Raw genomic sequence first — 24,186 nt, 5'->3', positions numbered from 1 at the left:
AAGCATGAACGTAATCAAACGGACGCAGCTTTCCCGGAAGCGGATTGGCAAGGCCGTGCTGAAAAGCGGCTTTCTGCTGCTGGCTGGCGATCTGACGCTCGAGCAGGCGCTGGGTGCACCTGAAAATCATACCGCCATCCATCAGGTCGCAGCCGATCAGGCTCTGGATCTGGCTGAAAAATCCATTGCGCTGCGTTCAGTGGCAGGGCCGGGAAACCAGACGCCAGACGTGGCCGCATTGTTCCGTGATGCGCTGATCAAAGGCGGCTTTGCGCCATCGGACATTACCATCACCCCTTACAAGGATACGGCCTATCTGATCGCCCGCTGGCCCGGTCAGGACCCATCCCTCAAGCCGCTGGTGATTTCGGGACATATGGATGTCGTCGAAGCCAAGGCCTCGGACTGGACGCATGATCCGTTCAAGCCACAGATTGAAAACGGCTATCTTCTGGGCCGGGGCTCAACGGACATGAAGTTGGATGACACGCTGGCCATTGCTGCGCTTCTGGAACTCAAACGCGAAGGTTACAAGCCGCGACGGGATATCATCCTTGAGTTTTCCGGGGATGAGGAAACGACGATGGCGACGGGCGCCATCATTGCGGACAAGCTCTCCAATGCCGAGCTGGTTCTGAATATGGATGGCGCAAACGGGACACTCAACGAGAAAACGGGCAAGCCGGATTATTTCACCTGGGAAGGAGCGGAAAAGAATTATGCAGATTTCCGCCTGACTGTGACCAATCCAGGGGGGCATTCTTCTGAACCGCGCCCGGTGAATGCGATTGATGAACTTGCGGCAGACCTTCTGCGCATTCAGCAACATCGTTTCAAGCCAGAGGTGAATGAGCTGAGCCGCAGCTATTTTCTGAATGCCGCCCGCTGGCAGAAGCCTGAAATGGCTGCCGCTATGAAGGCTTTCGCTCAAAATCCTGCGGACGAAAAAGCCATTCACATCCTGTCTGAAGATCCGTCCTATATTGGTCGAATAGGGACAACATGTGTTGTGACCATGATCGACGGTGGCCATGCGCTTAATGCACTGCCGCAAAAGGTTACGGCCAATATCAATTGCAGGATTTTTCCAGGCCATCCGCGTCCAAGCATCATGGAGGAGTTGCAGCAGGCCGCACAGGATCCCTCGATGAAGATAGAGGATGTAACAGAAGGTTCAGTCCAGACTGCTGCGTCTCCGATGCGGCCGGATATCGTCAAAGCTATTGAGCACGCAATGCAGGTTGCCTATCCGGGAGTGGCTGTTTTCCCAGCACTGTCAGCGGGAGCCAGTGACAGCATGTGGTTTCGTCATCACGGTGTGCCGAGCTATGGGATCAGTCCGATTTTCATCAAGAACTCAGACTCCTTCATGCATGGCCTGAACGAACGCACGCCTGTATCCAGCATTGCACCGGCTCTGGAAAACCTACTGGTTCTAATACCGGACCTATCTGACTGAGAGCAATACGCATATCGTGAAAGGGTAGGCATTTGTTTGATCTTGTGATCCACACAGGCTGTTCGTTTACCCTGAGACTGGCCTCCAGCAGCCTGGTGGTGCGGGATAGCATCGTCCAGAATGTCGGGTCTGTTTTTCCGGTGAGGCACAGCAAGAAATCGATACAATAGGGTTCGTGGCTACGCCCGGCTTCATCAATTTCAACACCACGCTCAATGCACAGCGTCCGAGCATATTCAGGTAATGGTCAGGTGGTGATTGTTAATTGCGAATTCGAGAAGAGTGTTTTTTCGAAGAAGTCCGTCCGCGGACATTCCAGCGCGCCGTGAGCAAGATGATTGTTTTGGGAGCGGCTATTCCGGACCAAGTAATGAGCAGTTTTCTTGGAGTAGGAAAACCCACTCTACTCAATCGCCGTACCATTCTCGTCAATGAATTTGGGGGCCATTAACATTGACGATCTACTTGTGAGGTGGAGTGATGAGGATATGCCTGCACTGAAGAACGGCCTGTATCTACTGCTCTTTGTAAACAGATTTATTCTTCACCCAAGGCTCAGACTCCATTGATTTGATTGTGTAAATCTGATTCAGGCTTAGTGAGAAGACTAGAAATGAGCGACCTGTTTTTGCAGACGGATGACCAGATGGAGCGTCTGCGGCCCTTTTTTCCACAGAGGCACGGCAGACCGCGAATTAATGACTGCCACGTGCTGCGCTGCATCATCTTTGTTAATCGGAACGGCCTGCGATGGCGTGACGCACCCCGGAAGTACGGTCCACACAAGACACTGTACAACCGTTGGAAACACTAGGGTGCCATGAAGATCTTTGCCCGGATGATGGACGGTCTGGCTGCTGGAAAGACCGAGCCTCAGACCATCATGATAGATGCGATCTACCTCAAGGCACACCGCCCGGCTTTGAGCCTGCGGCTAAAAAAGGGGTTCCGGGCCACCTGATCGGACGAACAAAAGGTGGCTGAACATGAAACTCCTCCATACACTCAACGATCAGAAAGGACGACCGTTGTGTATCCCGGGACGGAAATCTCACGAAAAACCAGTCAAATATGACAGGCGGAAATACAAACGCCGTAACCGCATCGCGCTCATGTTTGGAAGGATCAAGGATTGGAGGCGAATCGCGACATTCTACGACAAACGCCCGACCGTCTTCTTCTCAGAAATCTGCCTCGTCGCAACCCTCCTGTTCCCACTATGAGGCCTAAGCTTAGGGTGGATTATCCTCCATTAGACGTACAGAAGGCAGTCGACGCTATCGAAGCGCAACTTGTTTTCACAATATTACGTAGCCAGGAAAGCATAGGATCACGATGCCGTCTCTCATGCCATACTTGTTGGTATTGCAAAGACGGAAGCTGTAATGGCGGCTCAAAAATCCTCAAAGAGGGGTATAGACTTAGATCTCGGATCGATCGTCGCGCGATAGTCAAAATTAAATCTGTCCCAGCTATTGTAGCTACTGCAGCGCTCCAATGGGGCATGACAAGCATAAGACGACGATGGTAATTTTGATCGAGTAAGACCTGTTCGATCTCATCCTGAGCATCAGGTCGTAAGGCAACCATAACATGCGGTCTGGAAAGCCACTCTTTTAAAGAGAGTGGTTCTGATGGCAACCGTTTTGAAGAATCTATAATACTTACGAAATGATCTTCAAATAAATTCTCGCGATTTATATCTTCCGGGCACACGGGAAAGATACCAAACGCGAGATCTACTTCTCCATCGCGTAATTGAGATAATGCTGTGTCCCGGCTCGCTTGGCTTATCCCGAGATCAATGCCCGGTGCTGTACTTCGGAGTATTCGAGTGAGGTGCGGTAAAATAATCCCGGATGCGTAATCAGAAAGAGAAAGTCTTATAAGGCCTTTATAGGAACTCGGGTCAAATTCCGGGGTCTCCAATAGTGTATGAATGCCACTTAAGGCTTTTTCCAAAGGCTCTAAAAGCTGCAGTGCTTTATTCGTTAATATCATATTGCCTCTCTGGCGGACCAAGAGAGGGTCTCCAAAATGCCCACGTAGTTGAGCGAGGGCATGACTGACGGCTGGTTGGCTTTTATTTAAACGTATTGCAGCACGCGTGACATGTCCTTCCGTGAGCAGCGCGTACAGCGTCGGAAGCAAGTTTAAGTCGATACGTCTCAGCTCATTCATATGGTGAATATATCAGATATTGAATCATTATTTCCATTCGAAGATCCCGCATGCAAGAAATTCATCGCACTAAATTTGTAGTTCAAAAAATGTCAGGAGCTGAAAGCGTGTCGAATAGAATTCAAACTTTACCCGCTGCCATGTGGTTGTCAGGTCTACATCCTTGGCGCGGGCATTTTGACGGCACGACGTTTGGCGTGAATGTCACTGTTCTAAATTTTACCCAAGAAACGCGAGGTGACGGTCCAACACTACATGTCCATACATACGATGAAATTTTCATTGTACGTCGTGGTCAAGGTGTTTTCAAAATCGGTCATGTCTGCATAGAGGCCAAAGAAGGTGACGTTCTTTTCGGACCCGCGAATATCCCTCATGCATTCAAAAATAATGGCGATACACCACTTGAAACCATCGATATTCATCTGAGTGAGAAATGGATACAGAAAGATCTTGTCGATACCGATCCTGATTGGTGGCTCCGACCCGGAGCGGCTATTTTAAGATAGTGCATTCAATTGCTTACATAAGACAAGAAATTAAGAGTAGATTCTAAGTCGGAATGATCCGATCATTCTGAAATATGTAACACCGGTCGCTACAAGCAATATCTCCACACGACTTACGCGATCAAAACATTTTTTCCGAGGAGTGTGTTTTGCGTCCCGACGATACTTTAAAGAAATTTCCAGAAATCCAGACACCACGTCTACTTATCAAGGCTCTCAGCGGAAATGATGCAGCAGCCTTGCAAAAACTGACCAATCACCCTGAAATTACGGATATTGTACATTTTCTACCAACGCCTTTCACAATACTTGATGCCCAGAAACTGATTACCGGGGAAGATAATGGGCGTGACCAGTTCATCGGCGTGTGGATGCATGGGCATGACGAACTAGCGGCAGTGATTGGTACGCACTTACATAATGAATGTGAGATTGAGGTCGGATATTGGGTTTATCCTGCGCGACAAAGGCAAGGAATTGCGAGAGAGAGCGTTGCTACACTACTTGCAAAGCTTGCCGATATTTTTCCAGAACGTCAAATTATCGCAGAATGTCGTCTAGAAAATCAGCCTTCATGGCAGCTTTTGGAAAAACTAGGCTTTAAAGCGACCCGCGATCCGGGACGAAGACCTGAACGATATCGCTTCAGTTGGAAGGGCAAAATATCCTGACGAATATCTAATATCTTTTTTTGTTTATTATCACTCAAAATCATGCTGCAGAACAACCACGACACTCGTTGTAGTACTCCCATATCAATTTTTTTCGTTCCGAGCCAAGAGCTACCAGTATTCTCGCGCGAGATGTGAAGGGATGGTATGAAGCAGCTAGGTTTCTTTGGTGTTGAAGAGCGGCTTACTCGGTTGAATGAGCTTGGCGACCAATTCTAAGCCTTTTCCCGAACTGTAAATTTTGAAATATGCCGCCCTAGTCTGGAAAAGGCACTGGCCTATTCAGACGAGAGCAAAGGCGGGCGTCCTGCGTTTGGACTTATTACGGTATGTGATCCTATTAGACGGCTTTAGCCTCTAAAGCGAGGGAGCTGTGATGTTGCCGAGATATTAATGGCATCATTCTACATCCCGTCAGTTTCGTCTGGAAATCGTGTAAAAAATATTGGCTGCAACATCAAGGAGTGACGGCTATCAAGTGTGACCCTGTGGTGACGAGTGCGCACTGGGAGCATCCCGTTGAGTTTCATCAGCTGCCCCGCGCAACGTTCGTCGACATCGAGACTCGTCTCCTTGAGTTGATAATTATTCGAGGACGAGCATAATTGGAGTTGCTCAAGACAAAATGCTCCCGGATGAAGGCGAATTTCATGTCTTTTAGTTCACGAAAAACTACGTAGCGTTTTTTAAGGTTTCACTTTCCTCCTACAGAACGCGGTTCTTCAGGCGTAGGCGCTCGTTCGCCCGGACCAGGTCGGACTGCGGGTCAGATACTGGCAGATCCGCGCTGCCATGGTCTCGTATGTCTCCCGATGCGAGCTTAAAACGCTCAGTCAACCGGCACAAAACCTTAGAAGGTCCACTATCCAGAACCATCAATTTCTGCCGGTTGAGTACAGATTCAGGCCGCGAAGGACGTCAATCAACTGTGATTGGGTTTCTCAACGTCCGAACTCAAACTAGGACAATTCGAAAATTACTTTGTGCTTATTCGAGCCGCTGTCATGATCTGTTGACACAAATCGAGATCAGCCCACGCGTCCTGAAGAGGGGTGGAAACGGGCGTGCCTGCGACGATAGCATCATGGAAATGTTCGAGTTCGACACGGAATGGATCCTTGTAGAAAGGACCGAAATTCTGAACGGTATTATCTGTCTCCGTGCTCGTCTGAAATACCGTACGTCCTGGGAGGTTACGGATATACGGGGTATCGTAATAGATATCGAGTTTTTCGCGGGCGGAAATGACTTCAATTGTAGCGTCGAACCGAACGACGTCGTCAATCAGGCATTCATAACTCGTTATGAACTGTCCATAGTCCAGAAGTGCGTTGATCTGTGTTCCACCCTGCGCGATATGGGCTGAGATAACCTTTTGTGGCGAGCCTATCAATACGCGGAGGGCTGAAAGAGAATGGATGCCCAAACCGGTCAGAACTTCATAAGCTTTCAGGATCGCGGGGGACGCGTCTTCTCCACAGACAGCTTTCATGTCCGCAAGGCGTTTAGCGCGGCCTGAATCGATCAGGTCAACTGCTATGTCGCCATCCGGTGTGGCAACATGGCTCCAGCTGTTAAAAAACCATGGTCCTTCGCAGATCAGATCCCGGACGCGGACGTAGCGTGTCTCTCCCATGTGTTTCAGAAGGGACTGAGCCTGTGTGAAAGCAGGTGCATAACAACGCATGTAGCCAACCATCGTCACCTGATTGCTCTCTCGTTCTACTTCAATAAGAGATTTGAGATCCGTAAGGGTCAGGCAAGCAGGCTTTTCAAGAAAGACATGCTTTTTGGCCCGCAGAGCAGATCGGGCGTGGTCCCCATGGAACTGGTCCGGACTCAGAACCATGACGGCATCAATGGTCGGGTCAGACAGGAGGTCATCGAGTGTCGTGTAACGATGAGGGATATTCCAGTTGCTTCCGACCTGCTCCAGAACAGAAGGAGAGGGATCATACAATGCTGTGACCGCATAATGATCCTGTAATTGTTTCAGAATTGGCAGATGAATGAGTTGGGCGACTTCGCCTGCACCAATCAGGCCAAGAGAGATTTTTTTCATGATTATTTCTGTCCTGTATCTGAGAGAGACTGCTTCCGTGACTGAATACTTTTTAGGGCAAACAGTAGTTCGTCGATCGTGCAGAGATGCGTGTCAGCTTTGCAGATTGGTATTGATGGAAAGCTGAGCGAAGGCCGTGCGGTTTCAGGTGTCGTTCGGAGATCTTGCGGTGTCTGGGACTGGAAAAATACGCGGACGAAGGTTGCGCCGGCGTTGTTGTCGTACAGGGCAAAGCCTAAAGCAGACCCGACCGGGATTTCGTCTACCGCATAGCCGGGCGCGCGTATATGCGTGTCCAATAGGCCAAGTAAGGGGGCTATAGTGTCATCATGCCCGACATACAGGCGATAATCAGGACCGTTTTTTTCAGTCAAGTCCGTGATGATGCGCTGTCTCAGGTTACGAGACAAGGGCTCACCGATTGCAGGAGGGCGTACGATGGTCTTTAGCATCGCTGCATGCAATGCAGAGAGTGCCTCCAGTGTCGTGGCGTCGATGCGTTTTCCGCTGAAGCTGCTTATTTCTGGCTTCCCATCCAGATAGGCCAGCATCAGGGCTTCAGCGATAGATGAGGCGTCGCGGATCGGGCCGGAGAGTGTCAATTCATGATTGGTGCTGCCCGCTTCTATGTGACTTGGTGCTGTGAGGAAATCGCAGTAACCGGTAGTGCACCGGACAATGTTTGAAAGTGCGTTCAACATGTCCTTGTGGGGCGCGAACATCTCGTTCGCGTCAGGCAACTGGGAGATGATCGTCCGCATGTCGAAACGCGCGGGGTCCGCTTCAAGAGGAGAGAAAAGGGGATCTGCGGTCCCTTCTGGTTGATGCGCAATGGTGATCGAACAGGTTGGTGCAAAGCCGTTCGCGAATGCCTGGGCGCTGGCTATGGTTCGTCGCTCCGAATTGGATCGCATTGCGATTTTTTCAGAGGAGGGACATCCAGAGTTTGAAATGAGACCATTTTCGCTAAGCCACTGACGTTCAAATTGTCCAAGAGCGCGCATGCCTGTAGCGCCGTGGGGCGTCAGGTCTCCGGGAGCAACTTCCCATTTTGGCCAACCACCATTAACAGTTGCCGTCGCAGGCTCCTGACCCGGCAACGCCGAGCGTATGCCGTGACGCATAACCATAACGACGCGGCGCAAATACAGTTTTTGTGCGTCCGCTGCATCTATGAGGCGTGAAACACAGCCCGTAGGGGATGTGACTGGATTACAGCGCACAGACCCACCGGCTGGAAAGCCGACCCTGTATCCACTCCAGCGTGCTGGTTCGCTATTCGGATAATCTGTGCTGATAATTTGTGCGCCGCTCGCCAGCATGGCATTCTGTCGGGCGGGATCTCCCTCGCGCGCTTCAGCAGTGTTTACGTCTGCTCTTGTCCGCACAAGAAGATGTTTCCGGACCAGTTTCGTGATCTGGGAAACAGGACCATCGTTGAGTTCGGTAAATGCCGCGTCAGGTGCGGAAGGGTCTGCATTGGTGAACGCAACGCGACCGCGCAGATCTTTATGACCTTCCAGATAAAGTGGCCCATTGCTGCGTTGATCCAGAAGAAAAATAACTTTCCCGCGGCTTTGGGCTAAAGTTGGCCACCCGTGTGCCTGTACGGCTTCCGAAAGCGTGGTGGCATTTCCACGTACGTCGTCCGGGGTCAGAAGGTTGTGTATTGAAAAAATGGACCGGATCGTTGCGTCGAGATTATTGAATGTTCTGGCATTGAAGAGTTCGACAGGTGTCGCCCCGGGAAGATCGTTAGATTGTTCTATTTCAAGAATAACGAAGACCGGAATATGATGAGGATGCGCGTCAGACCAATTGCGAATGTTCTCAAGGCAGGCCTTAAGCGGCTGGCAGTTGGCGTGCTGGTCTATGTCAGGGATATGCATGACCTTGAAGCCGGGCTGACGCATGAGCGCTGCTTCTGCCGGCGGAAGAGGCCATTTTTCTGTCGGAGCGTAAGGATTGTGCGGGTTTGAAAACCGGCCGCCGTGACTATCAGCGTAAATATCGAGTTCGACCTGACGGATGCCCCGATCGAGCTGTGTAGAAAGAGGCGGATGTTTATAGTCAAGTAGTTTTGCGAGGGCAGCAGAGATCTGTTGTATTCTTGAAAGAATACCTGGCTCTACGCCGGAATGATAGCTGTTGTGGGATCCAATAACCTGCAACTGGTCCAGTCGCAGGTTATTGGGATCAAGCGGGTTATCAGCTTTTGCCGTGCCGATCGTTGCAAGAAGAGGAGCGACCAATAAGGCCACTCCCCAATAGAAACGGTACGTTTTATACATCGTCATCAAAACTGTCCGGTTAATCCTACGAGATATGTGCGCCCAGTCTGGACGAAGGCGCCGTTAGCTGAACCATCATAGGCAAGATAGGACTTACCTTTACCCATCGTCTCCCAATAAGCAGGCGTATTCAAAAGGTTCTGCATCGCCAGTGTTCCTGTCAGCCCCCAGCCGAATTTGTATTTCATGCTGAGATCAAGACGCTGTGTCGGTTGCAGATAGAAGTCGGGGAGAGACGAATTGACACTAAGAAGCTGCGTTCCAATGTAATTATAGTTGAGGTCGAAATGCATCGGGCCGTAATTATAGAATATCCCGAGATTATACATCATTTCCGGTGCGCGCGGGAGTGCCGTGTTCGGGTGTCCGGAAATATTACTCTGGGCATTTGAATGCTGGAGTGTAATATTTGCATTAACACCGAAGCCACTCAGCCAGTCTGGCAGGAAATAGAGTGTTTGCTGAGCGTTCAGTTCGATGCCTTCCAACGTTGCGCTACCGCCGTTCATAGGCATCTGATATTCGGTGCCATTATTGGTATAGGCATTGGTTGGCACGTTACCGCCAAGCGTCGTGCTGTTTGTCGTGCCTGAAACAGATGTAAAAACAAATTTCTGGATCTGCTTATAATAAATGGAAGCGGAAACAACTCCGGAATGATGGTTGTAAAGCTCTCCTGAGAAATCAAAGACCGTAGCGGTAGTCGGACGTAGATTTGGGTTGGGTTGGGATACGGAAATGACCCGGTTGGTCAATGAGTCAAGCGTTAACGATGTTGCGCCGTTGATCAGGCCGAAGGCAGGGCGCGTAAGGGCGCGACGTACGGAAAATCGCAGGACGCTGAGGTCTGTCGGGCGATAATTGATGTTAAGGTATGGAAGCGGTGTACCGTAGGATTGCTTGATATTGATGAACTCTCCGGTCGCATCATCGCCATTGGATTTCCAATGTGATCCGCTGAAATCTGTATATTCATATCGAAATCCTGGGTGGATATCGACAGGACCGGCCTGAAGATTGAGTTCAACAAAGGCCGCGTAAACGCGTTCAGATCCACGACTGGTATTCGCATTCCAATCGTTTTTTGTGTAATTACCCGCGCCGTTGGGGTCATTCTGATATTTATAGGGGATAGTCGTGTTCTTGACCCAGTCCCGGTCCAGCAGGCGGAAATCACCGGCTGCACCTCCGAAGGCATTGACATTTTTTCCAGGAATATTGCCGACCATAGGACCGGCTGCATTATTGTAGGCCCAGCTCTCGCCGCCGAAAAAGGGACCATCATAAACGAAATTATTATCGTCATGAAAATATGGGTGACGCCAGGACTGGCGTTGGGTATCGCTGATTTTAAAGCCGAAGACGATGGATTTCAGGATATCCGAATGGAAATGATAGGCGGCGTCAGCGTGAATACCGAACATGTCCGCCGTACTCTGGGAGTCACGCCCCTGTGTTTTCCAAAATTTATTGGTGTTCTGATTGTAAAGTTCTGCGAGGGCGCCGGAAGACGCAACTGCGCGGGGCAACGTTGTGTTGGCGACATCAAAATTGAAAGGGCCATTGACAGTTGTGTTACCATACATGCTTGCCTCGACTTGGTTCGGGCTTGATTGTACGCCATAGCTGTTGAACACGTCGTAGTTGATGGTCCAGTTCTGGGCGCGAGTGATTCCTCCAATTTTCTGTGTTGTTAACAACTGGGCTGAGTCGTCAGTTTCAAAATACTGGCCCCGGGTTGCATTCGCGGATTGATAAATTCCGCTGGAATTATAACCGGAATCTGCGCCGCGCAATGAAATCTGGTTATCGTCCATTTTGACATTGTACTGACCATAAGTTCCCAGGGCATAGAACTCTTGATTGTCGCCCTTGTAGTTGAGCGAAAGAGAGCCACCATACCGTTTGATGGAACTGGAGAAGAGATCGTACTTCAATTGCTGTGTCGAGAGCTGCGATGCCTGGTTCAGGCTTGTCACCCCTGACTGTGACAGAAGCGTTGGAGAATAGGAGGTATTCGGTGCAACGGCGTCCGCCAGTACCCCTTTGGAAGAATAATAGCCCGTGGCGTAAATACCAAAGCGATTATCTTTTCCAAAGCGACGGGCGAATTCTACTTGCGCGGTGCCCCCAAGATCCTGCGTACCAATCTGTGCCGCCTTGTCGTTTAACTGGCCTTGCAGAGTAATTTTCTGATACGGGCCAGAAAAATCGAAAGCAGTCGGGGTTCTGATGTCGATTGCGCCGCCGATTGCATCGCCATCCATATCGGCCGTGGTGCTTTTGGATACTTTAATTGATGTGATGCCATACGGGGCAAGCATATCGAATGATACGGCGCGTGTGGACGGGTCGGCTGGAGCGATGCGTTCCCCGTTCAGAGTGTAGGCATTATAGCTTGAGTCAAGACCACGAATGGTCATGTACTGAGACTCTCCTGTTGCAGCTTGGGCGCCTCCCATGTCGCTATAGGCCGAGACGCCGGGAAGACGTGTCAGAATATCTGAGAGGTTTGTCTCTGGGGCCTGTTCGAGTTGCTCACGCGACATGACGCTTGCCACCCCTATGCTGTGGCGCTGCTCGTCAAGGGCTGCTGCAACGCTCCCGCCACGCGTTCCCGTAACATTGATGCTTTCGGCCTTGCTGGCGGAAGCAAAAATCTGCGGACGCGGCGGGATAGACGATGATTTTGACACCGGCGCTGTCGGCGTTTTGCCTCGAGCCAGATTGATGGCACCGGGTTCTTGTTTCTTGCTGTGAATTCTGACCTTGTGGGAGGTTGGCTGCGCCAGTGCAGGCGCAATAACGCCGACTGTCGTCAGCGGGATCAGATATCTCGTCAGAGCTTTTTTAAACGATATCATCGAACGGACCCTCTTGAAGGAAAGAGACGAACCACGCACTGCGCACGTGGACCTATTGGGTGTTGCCAATGGCAGGGGCGAAAAATTCGGCGATCAAAAACATGAGGAATTGTCCTCTATGGCTTCTGAGTTTGGCCTATAAAACAAATGTTTTGATCTAAGTTTTTCTCTTTCGAACATGCAACGGAGAAACATACGGCCCCCTTCGTTCTGTCGATTCGTCCTTCTGGAACCCTCTATAAACATGGAAATCCGCTGTCCGAGTGGGCTTAATATGTTTCTGAGAAAATTTGTGTGAAGCCTGTGTTAAATATCGACCAGCACTATTTTGTAACAAAATTACAAAAACATTTGGACATAAATACGAGTTATGTATTTAATATGGACTGTAGGCTTTTAAGGGCATTCCAGGCTCTCATTGTTTTTCGGTGTCGCGTAACGAAAGAGGGCGGAGATGTCGGGCATTCTTCGAAAGGCGCCGGGAATTTTTGGCATGGTTGCGTGGATTTTCTGGTCGGGTTCCTGCCTTGCTAAGACAGTGGATTTTTCGAGAGCGCCCCCTCTGCAGCAGGCCAGAATGGCGCTGGATATTTTGTCTGCGCACTACGCTCGTGAGCTGCACACTTATCATGACGGGGACGCGTTTCATGCCTGGCAGCGTTTCGTGTCTGTTGGGACATTGATGGACTATGAAGCCGCCTCGGGTGATTCACACTTTCACGCACTTGCCGGTGAGTTACTGGCAGATCATCGCGGGTTGGATGGCAATGATGATGATCTCTGGCTCGCAGAAGCAGAACTGGATTGGGCCGTTCAGGATGGGAATCGGGAGCGGCAACGCAATGCTCTAAAAAATGCGGCCCGTATTTTCAGCAGGCTCACTGTGCATGCTTGGGACGGAGCCTGCGGTGGTGGTGTATGGTGGGATCATGCGCACACCTATAAAAACGCGATTACCAACGAACTTTTCATAGATGTTGCCGCACGTCTGTCCGTTATGACCGGGGATGCTTCTTATAAAGAGTGGGCACTGAAAAGTTGGCTATGGTTCGAGGGCAGCGGCATGATCCTGACATCTCATGCAGTCAATGACGGTCTTGATGCGCGGTGTCTTAATAGTGGCTCGCCCACCTATAGCTATAATCAGGGAGTCATTCTTGACGCCTTGCGGAATTTGACGGTGCTGACAGGGGATCCTTATTTTTTGCTACAGGCTGCCCAGATCGCTCGGCAGGCTATTGGCAAACGTACCACGCCCGATGGAGGCTTTCGCGAGGCTACGGGAGTGATGAATATCGATAGCCGAATTTTCCGCGGTATTTTCGTGGAGGCTTTAGGCCGTCTTGTGCCGGCATTGCCTGCTGGCGGAGATCAGGAAGCTTTAAAGACATGGCTCACCGACGAAAGTATGCGTCTATGGGCTAACAGGTTTCCGGATGCGCAGTTCGATAGTGACTGGAACGCTACGCCTTTTACTCCCTCGGCACAGGCCCAATTGACCGCGGCCAGTCTGTTCGTAGCGGCTGCCCGTGTGTCCGGGGAGGTCGCGCGATGAAAAGACGGTTATCAGTGTTTCTGGCAGGATGCGCGCTGATTTTGTCTTCTGGCGTCCGTGCTAAAAATCTTACGGTATTTTGCTCGTCGAATGGCGCAGAAATGGCTCTTTGTGCCTCCGAGACACAGGCTTGGGCACACATGACCGGCAATACCGTGACGCTTGTCCCGCTACCGTCTGACTGGGGGGCGATCCTGCCGCTGTATCGACAGTTACTTTCCGCGCAGTCGCCTATGGTTGATGTTCTGGTTATGGACGGAACATGGCTTGGCACACTGGCACCAAGGCTGGGAATTATTCCCCGCGCTGCGGCTGATGATGACCTGACGCCTGGCCCGTTCGTCAGTTCGGGCCATGACGTTGCGTTACCCTGGTATCGCGATGCCGGACTTCTGTTCTATCGACGGGACCTGTTGGAGAAGTACCGATTTCCTGTGCCGCAGAGCTGGGACGAACTGGGTGCCGAGGCAAATGCGATCCAGAAAGCGGAGCGTGCCCGTGGAGACAGCGCATTGTGGGGGTATGTCTGGCAGGGACGTACGGCAGAAAGTCTCATATGCAACGTGTTGGAATGGTTTGGTCCTGAAGGTGGAACCATTGTTTCAGGAGATGGGCAGATTACTCTGGATAACGGAGTGGCTCGTGCGGCCATGAAGCGTGCCGCGGGATGGATTGGTACGATTTCACCCTCTGGCGTTCTCTCCGATGATGAAGAAGCTGCCCGTGGGGCTTTCCAGTCTGGTCATGCCGTATTTATGCGGAACTGGGTCTATGCCTGGGCTCTGGCCAATGATCCGCAGAGTGTGATTGCCGGAAAGGTCGGCGTTGCAGCTCTTCCGCGTGAGAAGGCATCCGACCCACCGCGTGGTGTTGACGGGACTGTCTATCTTGGCATGGCCCGGAATAGTCCTCATCCCGAGGAAGCTCTTTCGCTGATGCGCTATTTGACATCGCCAGAGGTTGAGCGCGAGCGTGTTGTTAGGGGGGCTTATATCCCTGCGCGTCGCGCACTCCTCAACGATCCCGCTGTGCTCACGGCGTTGCCGGTTCTCAGCACAATCAGGACTGCGCTTGCGCGTCCCGTCCTGCGTCCTGTGGCTCAGACCGGAATGGATTATCCACGCGTGGCGTGGCTGGCGGCCAACAGTTTTCACCAAATGCTGAGTGGACAGCAGGATGCTGCCGGCAGCTTGCGCCGGCTTTCAGAAATTTTCGAGTTTATGGCCCGTCGCGGCCGTTGGTCTGAAAGCCGGGCAGGTGAGGATGTTCTTGAGGAGAAAACACAATGACCATTCGTATTGGAACGGCCCCGGATGCCTGGGGGGTGTGGTATGCTGAGGACTCTCGCCAAACGCCTTGGGAGCGGTATCTCGATGAGGTGGCGCAGGCTGGCTATGAGTGGACTGAACTGGGACCATGGGGATATCTCCCCACGGATCGCAGCCGACTGACGGATGCGCTTGCGTCCCGTAATCTTGGGCTGTGTGGTGCGGCTGTCGTGCATCCACTTGCGAGGCAGGATGCCTGGCAGACGCTGCGAGCTCGGATTAAGCCACTGTGTGAGACACTGGTTGCGACCAATACGCCATGGTTTCTGCTTATGGATGACTCGGACGTCTATTCTTCCCGACAGGCTCGCGTCGCTTCTCCGGAAACATGGCGCCACATGATGGATGTGATTACCGAGGCCGGACGAATTATTTCGCAGGAATATGGGTTGCGGCTTCTGTTTCACCCGCATGTGGGCACGGCGGTGGAGAGCGAAGAGGAAATTCTGCACTTGTTAGCCGATACTCCTGCTGACCTGGTCGAACTCTGTTATGATTTTGGCCATCATGCTTATGCAGGCGGGGATGCTTTGGCCTTCATGCGTGCTCATGCCGACCGTATCCCGTATTATCATTTTAAAAATATGGATGCCGCCATACATGCGAGAGCCATGGCGGAGCAGACACCTTTCATGGACGTCTTTCAGAATGGTGTCATGTGCGAACTGGACAAGGGAGTCATGGACTTTGCAGACGTCGTAGCTTTTCTTAGAGGTCGACACTTTGATGGTTTTGCTGTGGTGGAGCAGGACATGTATCCCTGTGCGCCGGAAAAGCCATTACCCATTGCTCGACATAATCGTGACGTTCTGCGGCGACTTGGCCTGTGACAACTTGGGCATCTTCTTCCTATGCCATTGGGATTGATGTTGGAGCGACCAAGATCGCGGCAGCATGGGTCAACATGGAAACCGGCACTTTTGGGCCTGTCTGCCGCATTCAGACCCGTCGTAATGCACCGGGCGAGGGGATTGTAGATGACATTGCCATGCTGTTGGATTCTATTCTGCCGCCTGATGGTGTCCATAACGGGGCAATGGCCGCGATCGGCGTAGCTGTTCCCGAACTGGTGGATCTGTACGGCGAAATCCGGAGTGCCTGGAACTTTCCTCTGCCAGGCCTCATCGAGCGTTTGTCGAGCATAACGGGAGTTCCGGTTCGGGCAGAGAGTGATGTCCGCGCGGCAGCTTTTGCCGAAGCCCGATTTGGTGCCGGGCGAGGGTGTAGCAATTTCGCTTATTTCTCCCTTGGTTCGGGGATGAGCTACACGCTATGTCTTGAGGGACGTCCTTACGCAGGAGCGCATGGTTTTGCGATCCATTTTGCCAGTTCTGAAATGGCTGTGCCAGTAAGGGACCGTTCAGAACTCGCAGCCGCAATTCCTGAGGATTATGCTTCGGGAATTGGCATGGCGCGCCTGTGGGAAGAGCGTGGCGGCGAACCATTGCTGCATGGGGCCCACAGTTTGGAAGAACTGGCGGCACTGGAGGATCCTATGGCACTCCGTGTCATTGCGGATGGCGCCGGAATGGGAGGGCGTCTGATTGCCCAGGTTGTGAACATGCTCGATCCCGAGAAAATCATTCTTGGGGGTGGCCTTGGCTGTTCGACAGGTGTTTACCGCACAAAGCTGGAAACACAGATACGCTCGCACATCTGGGAGCAGTCCTGTTCTGATATTCCACTGCTTGTGGCGGGATTGGGGGAGGAGGCAGGGATTATTGGAGCAGCCTTAACGGCGTGGGCGGCGCGACAGGCACTGGATGTCACGTAAAATTCTGCAACACAGAATGTTTGTTTGGCAACCATGGGCATTACTGGCGCCCTCGCTGCTGACGCTTGTGGCGCTCGTTCTTGTGCCGTTCATCCAGACGTTACATCTGGCTTTCAGCCATGATCCGCACGGTTTTGCTCCCGCTCAGGCCGGAGCGACACTAGAGAATTTCTGGATCCTGATGGGAGATTCCAGTTGGTGGCGATCAGTCCGCACGACAGTTATTTTTGCGCTGGGATCGGTAGTCGTAGAAACCGTTCTTGGCGTCGGCTTTGCAGTCATCCTTCAGAAGTTGAACACCGTTATCCGGGGGATTGTGCTGGCAGTCATGCTGCTGCCATGGGCGGTTCCTGGCGTGGTGGCGGCACGGTTATGGAGTTGGATGCTCAACGAGCAGTACGGCGTTATCAATGCCGTATTACTTGAGAGCGGATTGATCAGGCATGGTGTGGCGTGGACCGCTGGACCAAATGGTATGCTCGCTACGATGATCGTGGTCGATATATGGCAGGCAACACCCTTCATGACGTTGCTCGCTCTCGCCGGGCTTCAAACCGTACCAACGGATGCGCTGGAAGCAGCGCTTATGGATGGCGCGACGCCCTGGCAGTGCTTCCGTTACGTCACCATGCCGCTGATCTGGCCAATGCTGACAGTTGCTGCTCTGTTTCGTTTGCTGGATGCGCTGAGAATGTTTGATCTTTCGAGCGTCCTTTACGGTGTAGACATGAACGGCATGACTTTATCCGTTTTCATTCATACGCAGATCGTACAGCTTGGAGCACCGGGTTACGGCGCTGCGGCAGCATTAGCGACCCTCGGCGTCATAACCCTTACCGTGGTCCTGTTCTGGCGGTGCATTACCCTGCCGCAGCGCAGAGAGCCCTTCTGATGCGTGCGATTTCGCTGTCCTGGCGCTGGGTAGTTCTTGCTGCGGCATTAGGGCAGACAGTGTTTCCACTTTACTGGGCGCTTGTGACGTCCTTTCGGCGTGGACCACAGCTTTTTTCCGCCGCGCTTCTGGCAACGCCTGATTTTGATAATTATCGCCAGATACTGTCAGACCCGACATGGTGGCGAGATGCGGCCAATTCACTGATATCGGCTGGTGCAGTGGATCTGATTGCCCTTATTCTGGCACTTCCTGGAGCTTATGCATTAGGCTCAGGACTCATTCTTTGAGGTAGAAGATGAAGGTTGCTGCGATATGGATTGCGGACATGAAGATATGAGCGCAGCGGTCGTATCTGGTCGCAATACGTCGCCAGTCTTTGAGTTTCGCGAACATGTTTTCGATGAGGTGGCGCTTTTTATACAGATGCCAGTCGTAAGGCAGCTTTGATTTCCGGTTCTTTTTCGGGGGAATACAGGCAGTGATATTGCGTTCTGCAAGCGATAACCTGATCCGGTTGCTGTCATAGCCTCTGTCCCCGATGACTTCTTCTGTCTCTTCGGGGAGATCTGCCAGCAGCACGTCTGCGCCTTTGAAGTCACTGACTTGTCCTGCTGTCAGATAGAGGCGAACAGGCCTGCCCTGACTATCGCACACGGCATGGAGTTTTGAGTTCAGGCCGCCTTTTGTCCGTCCGATATGGCGGGGAAAAGCCCCTTTTTGAGTAGAGACGCCGCCGTTCTGTGTGCCTTGAGGTGTGTTGCATCGATCATCAGGCGCTTTGAACGGCCAGCCTGTTCTGTCAGGGCGACAAAGATCCGGTCGAAGACACCCAGGCGGCTCCAGCGAATAAAACGATTGTATAAAGTCTTGTGCGGGCCATACGCTTTCGGAGCGTCTTTCCACTGAAGCCCGTTGCGGATCACGTAAACGATTCCGCTCAAAACACGCCGGTCATCCACACGGGGCACTCCATGCGGCAGAGGAAAAAACGGCTCAATCCGCTCCATCTGGCGTTCAGACAGCAAAAATACGTCACTCACAGCCTTACCTCCATCGGTAAGCCTGTGAATCACAACGTCTCGCTCAGTTCAATATTTTAATAGGTCCTGAGCCTAGGGCGCATGTCTTTTCGTGGTCGTAGTCTGGTGCTTGCGTCGCTCCTTGGTTGTTCAATGCTTCCCCAGATTGCGCTCCTGTCGGGTCTGTTTACTCTTATTTCCCGGCTTGGGCTCTATAATCGCCTTGAAAGCCTGATTTTTGCTGATCTTTTTTTTGCACTACCTTTTGCGATCTGGCTACTTGCCGGCTTTTTCCGTGACATCCCGCGGGACCTTGATGATGCTGCATCTCTCGATGGATGTGGGCTACTGCGGCGCCTGATCATGATTCATTTGCCGTTAATCTGGCCTGGCATCGTCGCGACGGGGCTTTTGATTTTTATGAATTGCTGGAATGAATTCCTTTTCGCGCTGACTTTTACCCTGAGCGACTCTGCACGGACGTTGCCAGTAAGCATTGGTCTTATTTCTGCTCCCAGTCGTTTCGAGCTCCCTTTCGGAATCATCATGTCTGCCTCTCTCCTTGCAATTGTGCCTCCTGTTTTACTTGTTTTGCTCTTTCAGCATCGCATCGCGGCCGGATTAACGGCAGGAGCAGTCAAATGAGCGAGCATGATGTGCCAGATGGGGCAGGGCAGGCTTTTTCACGTATCTATAACCGTCGTCTTGTTTTCGAGTTACTTCATCAGAACGGCCCATTAAGTCGCGTTGACATTGCGCAGCGCGTCGGTCTTAAGCCGCAGACCATTTCGGGCATTACGCGTGAACTGCTTGACCAGGGATTGATTCGGGAAGCGGGACGTTCCACTGGCCTACGGGGGCAGCCGCAGACATATCTCGCACCTAACCCGGAAGCTGGATATGCGATTGGCATACATGTGGATCGTGGACGGATTTCTGCAGTTCTTGGAGATCTTTTGCTCAACATCGTAGCCCGGGTCGACTGGTCTGGTGACACAAGCGATCCAGTTGCGACCATGTCGGTTATCGTAGGGATGGTCGGGCAGTTAATGACGGGTAGTGGAGTTAAGCAGGAGGGCCTCTGGGGTTTGGGTCTCGTGCTACCGACGCTCAATGCCGATAAATACGAAGTTGAGATGCGTATGCCGGGTTGGGAAAAGTGGCGTGGTTTTGACCCCGTGACTGATCTGGCAGATCGCCTCAAAATACCAGTGTTAATGGAAAATGACGCTACTGCGGCGGCAGTTGGCACGCTTTTGCATCAATCTGGCGGTTCGATGCGTAATTTTGTTCTTGTCTATATTGGTTATGGTATCGGAGCAGGCATCGTAGCTGACGCAATGCCGATGAAAGGCGTTCACGGCAATGCTGGTGAATTCGGTCTGCTTCCTGCTCCTGGTGGCAAAGGCGTGATTGATGATCTGCTGTCGCTTCACGCCATCGCTCAGCAACTGGAGGTCCCCGTCAAAGAACTGACTCCAGAAATTCTATCCGAATTGCATCGGCGCCGTGATACCCGTCTGATGCATTGGCTTGAAGATGCCGCTGCAACTTTACGCTACCTCGTCTCCATTATGGAAACGGCGTTTGATCCTGAAACGGTATTGCTGGGAGGAGCGCTGCCAGAGACAATTCTGTCTGCGCTCGTTGAACGCAGCTACCCACTTCTGCCGTCGCTCTGCGCTATACGGGAGCGTGATCTGCCGCGCTTTTCTGTCGTGGAACTGGCGGACGGACCAGTCATCGGTGGTATGAGCCTGCCTATTTTCGTCAATACGCGTTCGGATTTTCGCCATCTCTATATCCGCCACCTTACGGCAAGCGACGAGAGACCTTTTGATCATCGCTGAATACATGTTTCCTCGTGTAGTCGAACCTAGGCTCGGGGCTCAGCCCCTTCTTCCCGGCTTTCCTTTTCAACCCGGCAGTAGCGCCCGTCCACGGGTTGGGGGCCCTTCAGAATGTGATTCTGGATTGCATAGATCCACATGGCCTTGAGAGGTGTGATGCGGTTCCCAGCAGTCTTGGGACTGAGACTCTGCTTGTTCATCAGCCACTCAGCAAAGCCCCCGAGGACCATATCAGGAACATCCTCGATCACCTGTGCCCGCAAGAAGGCTATCGGGTCCTCAGGCGGTTTAGGGGCGTCCTGCACATCGGCCAGATAGCGTCCGAAGTGGTTGAGGGTGACCCGATCCAGAGAAATGACGGAATGGGACGCATAACTCTCCCGATCCTTCATCCATCTATCCAGCACCAGAGCAAAAGGCGTCATTTCGCCCAGCGTGATTTCCCGGAACTGCCTCACATAGCCTGAAGGGTTCTTCCCAGCCTTCTCAAGCCGTTCCGCTCGATCCTCCAAGTACCATGCCCTCGATCAGACGACGTTTAGGGGCGGTAGGTCCCATCTGCCTGTCACCACCGTCCTGTCTGAAGTGGCCGCTATCTCCCGCCGGGCCTCAAACGCCCCATTGAGCAGTCGATCTTCAGCCATCCAGCCTGTCAAGATCCTCTCGCATCGCTGCAAGAGCCTTGTCGCGCCTTCTGATGGCTTCCTGTTTTTCACGGGTTCCAAGAGAGCGGACCACTTCCTGCTTGATGCCTGTCTTGGTTCCAAACGCCTTTCCGGCATCAGCCCAGCGATCACGCGGAATAGACAAATGGGCAGAGTATGCTAGGCCACCCGTCCGCCTCAAGCCGTGCATATCATCATCTTCTAGCACCTTATTGGTCATGGAAGGACTACCGACGAAGTGCTACCAGCATGGTAGTGAACTACTACCGACATATGACGATAGCTGCTTGATTTCATCAGATATTTTGAGGACTGGCGGAGAGAGTGGGATTCGAACCCACGGTACGCTATTAACGTACACACGCTTTCCAAGCGTGCGCCTTAAGCCGCTCGGCCATCTCTCCTGTCGAGCGAGGCGGTGTTTACGAAAGGTTTGACGTCAGATCAAGCCCCTTTCGGGCATTTGCGACAAATTTTTCAATCAGTTCAGCAGATTTGTAGCCCGGTGATGATTCAACGCCTGAAGAAACATCTACTGCCGGAGCCTGACTGTCCTGAATTGCCTTCCGGACATTCTGAGGATTCAGGCCACCAGCGAGCATCCAGAACGAGGGAGGGGCCCAGTTTTGCGTCAGAGACCAGTCGAAGGTCCGGCCGAGCCCTCCCGGGCGACTGTCCTGTGCTTGCTTGGGTGCTTCGATAACGTATCCGGCCAATTGTGGGTTTGTCGGCAGATCAGAGCATGAGGCAATGCCACAAGCCCGCCAGACAGGGAGCCCAAAGCGAGACTGGATTGCGATAGCGCGATCAGAAGTATCGTAAATCTGCAGAATATCCAACGGGACTGCCTGAAGAACCCTCTCAATCGATCTATCGTCTGCCTTTACAAAAAGACCTACCCGAAGAGGACCGTTTTCCTGCGCGGATGGTGCGCTGCTGTGAAGCCGCGATGCCTGATCGGCTGTCACGACTCTGGGGGAAGTTTCGCAAAATACGAAACCAACCCAGTCCACTTTCAAGCGGGCACAGAGCGTCATCGTCTGAACATCGCGGATGCCGCAGATCTTAACCGCCGTCATACGCTGGCGAGATCTTCCATGACGGCTCTGGCAGCCAGAACAGGGTCGGCTGCTTTCGTGATGGGCCTCCCTACGACAATCCAGTCTGCTCCCGCTTTGGCAGCCTGAGCAGGTGTCATGATGCGTTTCTGATCGTCGGCCGCGCTGCCAGCAGGACGAATGCCAGGAACGACCAGAATGGGATCGTCACCCAGAGCATCGCGCAGAGGAGCTATTTCATGCGCGGAGCAGATCAAGCCATCTGCACCAGCCTGAATGGCAAGTTTCCCGAGCCTGAGCACCTGTGCCTGAGGTGTTGCATTCACACCGGTCTCAAGCAGACCTTCAGCATTCATGCTGGTCAGAACAGTGACTGCCAGCAGTTTCGGGCGTTCTACCTGTTCTGGAAAAGCTGCTTCAAGAGCTTCTCTGGAGCGCGAAATCATTTCCGCACCGCCACTGGCGTGGATGGTCGTCAGGGTCGGCTTCAGCGGGGCGAGGGCGGACAGGCCCGATGCGACTGTATGGGGGATATCGTGCAGTTTCAGGTCCAGAAACAACCGATGCCCTTCGGACACCGTTTTCACAGCCTCCAGTCCGCAGGCGTAGGTGAATTCGAGGCCCAGCTTGATGGCGTCGACGTCATTTTTCAGGCTGTCTGCCCAATGCTGGGCCTGAGTACGCGAAGCGGTATCGAGAGCTACGATCAGTCGTGTGCGGCGGGACATACTGAAGATCAGACCTTTGGCTCTGAAGAAACAATGGAAGAGGAGAGGGGGGCTGTCGGGTTCTGCAAGCGGTCGAGACGCTGATGAAGCTCTACAAGCTGGCTCTCCAGCGTGCGGACATGCTGCTCCGCCCGACGCGCACGTGAGCGCTGCTGCATGTCACCGATCAGGCCGATCAGGAAGCCGAGCAGCAGCGCAACCACGCCGACACCCAGAACAAGCGTGCCAATCGACAGATGCCAGCCAAAGGAGACCAGCCAGATGGGTTCCAGATCCGTATTGCTCAGGGCAAAAACGATCAGGACCGCAAGAAGAATAACGAGAATGAGCAATCTGAGCATGAACATGGTCCTATCGTGCTGTCTGCAGCGCAACAAGGCGCGCGGGCAGGAAGAATGTTTTCCTGTCAGCAGTCATGATGTCCGATACGGGCATGCATCATGCGCCAGTGCTGACATTGTGCAGGATGGCGATATCATTCCCAATGTATCGCAGAAGATCCGTGACTGCACGAGTAAGGAAATAAAGCAGGCTCTTTTTTCCAAAAAACCGGCTTTTCGAACAGAAACAGGGATATTGGAGAACAGGCACATCTCAAATCGTACCGCTGGTCAAAGCTGAAGCATCGTGACAGAGTGCCGCGCGCCACATTTGATTGCATTTCAGTGCAATACAGGGTGGACGGGGTAACGACCGCATGAGGAAGCGAACCAATGGATCAGACTTACACCGATACCGTGACGGGCAGTCCTGCCAGCCTTGATGTATCAGATTCCCTGCCTTCTTCCTCATCTCTGGTTGTCGGGTCGCAATATCTGCGTACTTTGTTAATCGATATTCAGAATACCCCAGATGTTTACCGCGATCTTCCATCCCAGCCTCATATCGGCATGACGGTAGATGTTACGGGCCGACAGCTTGGGGATCAGCCCACATTTGAGGTCAGCCTGGCTATTCGGGCGCAGGGCCTTGAGAGTGCACCAACGCAGGACGCACCAGCACCAAAAGTGCTCTACGAAATCAGTCTGGCTTATACTGGCCTTTTCGGCCTCACAGGCCGCATTCCGCAAGAAGCGGTCGAGCCCCTGCTGCTGGTTGAGGCGCCACGTTTCCTGTTTCCACCAGCACGAAACGTCATGCTGAATATTATCCGCGAGGCTGGATTTCCGTCTCCGAACATCCAGCCCATAGATTTTCATGCTCTTTGGCAGAGCCGTCGCGCTCAACAGCGATAAAAAGCAAAGTAATGGCTTAGACGCTTAAAAGGTGGGTCCGGA

Annotated in this window: 22 protein-coding genes, 1 tRNA gene and 3 pseudogenes; 15 read left to right on the top strand and 11 right to left on the bottom strand. The window is 52.5% G+C overall.

Annotation, left to right across the window (positions count from 1 at the left end; genetic code table 11):
* Window positions 1-4 precede the first annotated feature (4 nt).
* A complete protein-coding gene (locus tag ABDK74_RS02165) occupies window positions 5-1,459 on the top strand; it encodes a M20/M25/M40 family metallo-hydrolase (RefSeq protein WP_346002519.1) in 1,455 nt (484 codons plus the stop codon).
* Between the two features lie 613 nt (window positions 1,460-2,072).
* Window positions 2,073-2,682: pseudogene (locus ABDK74_RS02160) on the top strand (transposase).
* Between the two features lie 19 nt (window positions 2,683-2,701).
* Here ABDK74_RS02160 and ABDK74_RS02155 read toward each other — a convergent pair.
* Window positions 2,702-3,640 carry a LysR family transcriptional regulator gene (locus tag ABDK74_RS02155; protein WP_346002518.1) on the bottom strand — a complete coding sequence of 313 codons (939 nt, stop codon included), beginning with the start codon at window positions 3,638-3,640 and terminating at the stop codon, window positions 2,702-2,704.
* Between the two features lie 50 nt (window positions 3,641-3,690).
* On the opposite strand from ABDK74_RS02155, the gene ABDK74_RS02150 reads away from it, so the two are divergent.
* From ABDK74_RS02150 to ABDK74_RS02140, 3 genes and pseudogenes are all read left to right on the top strand, one after another.
* Window positions 3,691-4,149 (top strand): cupin domain-containing protein, encoded by a 459-nt coding sequence (locus ABDK74_RS02150; protein ID WP_346002517.1) that lies wholly within the window; start codon window positions 3,691-3,693, stop codon window positions 4,147-4,149.
* A gap of 149 nt (window positions 4,150-4,298) precedes the next feature.
* Window positions 4,299-4,820, top strand: coding sequence for a GNAT family N-acetyltransferase (locus ABDK74_RS02145; protein ID WP_346002516.1), 522 nt, complete (start codon window positions 4,299-4,301; stop codon window positions 4,818-4,820).
* A gap of 147 nt (window positions 4,821-4,967) precedes the next feature.
* Window positions 4,968-5,135 (top strand): annotated as a pseudogene (locus ABDK74_RS02140) (IS5/IS1182 family transposase); the annotation flags it as partial.
* A 661-nt stretch (window positions 5,136-5,796) separates the two neighbouring features.
* On the opposite strand, the gene ABDK74_RS02135 reads toward ABDK74_RS02140, so the two are convergent.
* From ABDK74_RS02135 to ABDK74_RS02125, 3 genes are read right to left on the bottom strand one after another with little or no spacing between them, the layout of a single operon-like run.
* Window positions 5,797-6,882, bottom strand: coding sequence for a Gfo/Idh/MocA family oxidoreductase (locus ABDK74_RS02135; protein WP_346002515.1), 1,086 nt, complete (start codon window positions 6,880-6,882; stop codon window positions 5,797-5,799).
* 2 nt (window positions 6,883-6,884) lie between these two features.
* Window positions 6,885-9,179, bottom strand: coding sequence for a Ca2+-dependent phosphoinositide-specific phospholipase C (locus tag ABDK74_RS02130; RefSeq protein ID WP_346002514.1), 2,295 nt, complete (start codon window positions 9,177-9,179; stop codon window positions 6,885-6,887).
* Entirely contained in the window at window positions 9,179-12,037 is a 2,859-nt protein-coding gene (locus tag ABDK74_RS02125; protein ID WP_346002513.1) for a TonB-dependent receptor, read from the bottom strand. The genes ABDK74_RS02130 and ABDK74_RS02125 overlap by 1 nt, the downstream gene beginning before the upstream one ends.
* 454 nt (window positions 12,038-12,491) lie before the next feature.
* Between ABDK74_RS02125 and ABDK74_RS02120 the strand changes: the two genes are divergently transcribed.
* The 6 genes and pseudogenes from ABDK74_RS02120 to ABDK74_RS02095 all read left to right on the top strand — a co-directional run bounded on the left by ABDK74_RS02120 (window position 12,492) and on the right by ABDK74_RS02095 (window position 17,876).
* Window positions 12,492-13,592, top strand: coding sequence for a glycoside hydrolase family 76 protein (locus ABDK74_RS02120; RefSeq protein ID WP_346002512.1), 1,101 nt, complete (start codon window positions 12,492-12,494; stop codon window positions 13,590-13,592).
* Window positions 13,589-14,608, top strand: a pseudogene (locus ABDK74_RS02115) (extracellular solute-binding protein); the annotation flags it as partial. The gene ABDK74_RS02120 and the pseudogene ABDK74_RS02115, both read left to right, overlap by 4 nt.
* 269 nt (window positions 14,609-14,877) lie before the next feature.
* Window positions 14,878-15,750, top strand: a complete 873-nt coding sequence (locus ABDK74_RS02110; RefSeq protein WP_346002510.1) for a sugar phosphate isomerase/epimerase — start codon at window positions 14,878-14,880, stop codon at window positions 15,748-15,750.
* The gene (locus ABDK74_RS02105) at window positions 15,747-16,694 is read left to right on the top strand and encodes an ROK family protein (RefSeq protein WP_346002509.1); all 948 of its coding nucleotides are present in this window, start codon (window positions 15,747-15,749) and stop codon (window positions 16,692-16,694) included. Before ABDK74_RS02110 ends, ABDK74_RS02105 begins: the two co-directional genes overlap by 4 nt.
* 16 nt (window positions 16,695-16,710) lie before the next feature.
* Entirely contained in the window at window positions 16,711-17,586 is an 876-nt protein-coding gene (locus tag ABDK74_RS02100) for a sugar ABC transporter permease (RefSeq protein WP_346002508.1), read from the top strand.
* The gene (locus tag ABDK74_RS02095) at window positions 17,586-17,876 is read left to right on the top strand and encodes a hypothetical protein (protein ID WP_346002507.1); all 291 of its coding nucleotides are present in this window, start codon (window positions 17,586-17,588) and stop codon (window positions 17,874-17,876) included. The genes ABDK74_RS02100 and ABDK74_RS02095 overlap by 1 nt, the downstream gene beginning before the upstream one ends.
* Here the strand turns inward: ABDK74_RS02095 and ABDK74_RS02090 are convergent.
* Window positions 17,866-18,629, bottom strand: a protein-coding gene (locus ABDK74_RS02090) for an IS5 family transposase (RefSeq protein WP_346002506.1) whose coding sequence is annotated in 2 segments (ribosomal slippage) — window positions 17,866-18,296 and window positions 18,296-18,629 — 765 coding nt in all. Because the reading frame shifts where the segments join, the coding sequence is not laid out codon by codon here. The genes ABDK74_RS02095 and ABDK74_RS02090 overlap by 11 nt on opposite strands.
* Before the next feature lie 81 nt (window positions 18,630-18,710).
* On the opposite strand from ABDK74_RS02090, the gene ABDK74_RS02085 reads away from it, so the two are divergent.
* Entirely contained in the window at window positions 18,711-19,253 is a 543-nt protein-coding gene (locus ABDK74_RS02085) for a carbohydrate ABC transporter permease (protein ID WP_346002505.1), read from the top strand.
* Complete coding sequence (locus tag ABDK74_RS02080) at window positions 19,250-20,458, top strand: ROK family transcriptional regulator (protein ID WP_346002504.1); 1,209 nt, start codon at window positions 19,250-19,252, stop codon at window positions 20,456-20,458. The genes ABDK74_RS02085 and ABDK74_RS02080 overlap by 4 nt, the downstream gene beginning before the upstream one ends.
* Before the next feature lie 26 nt (window positions 20,459-20,484).
* Here ABDK74_RS02080 and ABDK74_RS02075 read toward each other — a convergent pair whose 3' ends face one another.
* The 6 genes from ABDK74_RS02075 to ABDK74_RS02050 form a co-directional block, all read right to left on the bottom strand.
* Complete coding sequence (locus ABDK74_RS02075) at window positions 20,485-20,970, bottom strand: phage integrase SAM-like domain-containing protein (RefSeq protein ID WP_346002503.1); 486 nt, start codon at window positions 20,968-20,970, stop codon at window positions 20,485-20,487.
* Window positions 20,971-21,094: 124 nt separating this feature from the next.
* Complete coding sequence (locus ABDK74_RS02070) at window positions 21,095-21,343, bottom strand: hypothetical protein (RefSeq protein WP_346002502.1); 249 nt, start codon at window positions 21,341-21,343, stop codon at window positions 21,095-21,097.
* A gap of 93 nt (window positions 21,344-21,436) precedes the next feature.
* Window positions 21,437-21,527: transfer RNA gene (locus ABDK74_RS02065), tRNA-Ser, on the bottom strand.
* Between the two features lie 18 nt (window positions 21,528-21,545).
* Window positions 21,546-22,202 (bottom strand): phosphoribosylanthranilate isomerase, encoded by a 657-nt coding sequence (locus tag ABDK74_RS02060; protein WP_346002501.1) that lies wholly within the window; start codon window positions 22,200-22,202, stop codon window positions 21,546-21,548.
* Window positions 22,199-22,909: an orotidine-5'-phosphate decarboxylase gene (pyrF, locus tag ABDK74_RS02055; protein WP_346002500.1), complete on the bottom strand. Its 711-nt coding sequence runs from the start codon at window positions 22,907-22,909 to the stop codon at window positions 22,199-22,201. Before pyrF ends, ABDK74_RS02060 begins: the two co-directional genes overlap by 4 nt.
* An 8-nt stretch (window positions 22,910-22,917) precedes the next feature.
* Entirely contained in the window at window positions 22,918-23,250 is a 333-nt protein-coding gene (locus ABDK74_RS02050) for a lipopolysaccharide assembly protein LapA domain-containing protein (RefSeq protein ID WP_194255934.1), read from the bottom strand.
* On the opposite strand from ABDK74_RS02050, the gene ABDK74_RS02045 reads away from it, so the two are divergent.
* Window positions 23,234-23,530: a hypothetical protein gene (locus ABDK74_RS02045; RefSeq protein ID WP_346002499.1), complete on the top strand. Its 297-nt coding sequence runs from the start codon at window positions 23,234-23,236 to the stop codon at window positions 23,528-23,530. The two genes, ABDK74_RS02050 and ABDK74_RS02045, sit on opposite strands and share 17 nt — an antisense overlap.
* A 92-nt stretch (window positions 23,531-23,622) precedes the next feature.
* Window positions 23,623-24,144: a protein-export chaperone SecB gene (locus ABDK74_RS02040; RefSeq protein ID WP_346002498.1), complete on the top strand. Its 522-nt coding sequence runs from the start codon at window positions 23,623-23,625 to the stop codon at window positions 24,142-24,144.
* The last annotated feature ends 42 nt before the right edge of the window (window positions 24,145-24,186 follow it).

This window comes from Gluconobacter sp. OJB, from assembly GCF_039638275.1.
In the GTDB taxonomy this organism is placed as follows: Bacteria; Pseudomonadota; Alphaproteobacteria; order Acetobacterales; family Acetobacteraceae; genus Gluconobacter; species Gluconobacter cerevisiae.
This window is presented reverse-complemented; position numbering and strand designations above follow the sequence as displayed.

Excerpts from the sequence above, each read along its gene's own strand:
- ABDK74_RS02165 (WP_346002519.1), top strand. The coding sequence starts at position 5 with ATGAACGTAATCAAACGGACGCAGCTTTCCCGGAAGCGGATTGGCAAG.
- ABDK74_RS02155 (WP_346002518.1), bottom strand. The coding sequence starts at position 3,640 with ATGAATGAGCTGAGACGTATCGACTTAAACTTGCTTCCGACGCTGTAC.
- ABDK74_RS02150 (WP_346002517.1), top strand. The coding sequence starts at position 3,691 with ATGCAAGAAATTCATCGCACTAAATTTGTAGTTCAAAAAATGTCAGGA.
- ABDK74_RS02135 (WP_346002515.1), bottom strand. The coding sequence starts at position 6,882 with ATGAAAAAAATCTCTCTTGGCCTGATTGGTGCAGGCGAAGTCGCCCAA.
- ABDK74_RS02130 (WP_346002514.1), bottom strand. The coding sequence starts at position 9,179 with ATGACGATGTATAAAACGTACCGTTTCTATTGGGGAGTGGCCTTATTG.
- ABDK74_RS02125 (WP_346002513.1), bottom strand. The coding sequence starts at position 12,037 with ATGATATCGTTTAAAAAAGCTCTGACGAGATATCTGATCCCGCTGACG.
- ABDK74_RS02120 (WP_346002512.1), top strand. The coding sequence starts at position 12,492 with ATGTCGGGCATTCTTCGAAAGGCGCCGGGAATTTTTGGCATGGTTGCG.
- ABDK74_RS02110 (WP_346002510.1), top strand. The coding sequence starts at position 14,878 with ATGACCATTCGTATTGGAACGGCCCCGGATGCCTGGGGGGTGTGGTAT.
- ABDK74_RS02100 (WP_346002508.1), top strand. The coding sequence starts at position 16,711 with ATGTTTGTTTGGCAACCATGGGCATTACTGGCGCCCTCGCTGCTGACG.
- ABDK74_RS02095 (WP_346002507.1), top strand. The coding sequence starts at position 17,586 with ATGCGTGCGATTTCGCTGTCCTGGCGCTGGGTAGTTCTTGCTGCGGCA.
- ABDK74_RS02085 (WP_346002505.1), top strand. The coding sequence starts at position 18,711 with ATGTCTTTTCGTGGTCGTAGTCTGGTGCTTGCGTCGCTCCTTGGTTGT.
- ABDK74_RS02080 (WP_346002504.1), top strand. The coding sequence starts at position 19,250 with ATGAGCGAGCATGATGTGCCAGATGGGGCAGGGCAGGCTTTTTCACGT.
- ABDK74_RS02070 (WP_346002502.1), bottom strand. The coding sequence starts at position 21,343 with ATGACCAATAAGGTGCTAGAAGATGATGATATGCACGGCTTGAGGCGG.
- ABDK74_RS02060 (WP_346002501.1), bottom strand. The coding sequence starts at position 22,202 with ATGACGGCGGTTAAGATCTGCGGCATCCGCGATGTTCAGACGATGACG.
- pyrF (WP_346002500.1), bottom strand. The coding sequence starts at position 22,909 with ATGTCCCGCCGCACACGACTGATCGTAGCTCTCGATACCGCTTCGCGT.
- ABDK74_RS02045 (WP_346002499.1), top strand. The coding sequence starts at position 23,234 with ATGAGCAATCTGAGCATGAACATGGTCCTATCGTGCTGTCTGCAGCGC.
- ABDK74_RS02050 (WP_194255934.1), bottom strand. The coding sequence starts at position 23,250 with ATGCTCAGATTGCTCATTCTCGTTATTCTTCTTGCGGTCCTGATCGTT.
- ABDK74_RS02040 (WP_346002498.1), top strand. The coding sequence starts at position 23,623 with ATGGATCAGACTTACACCGATACCGTGACGGGCAGTCCTGCCAGCCTT.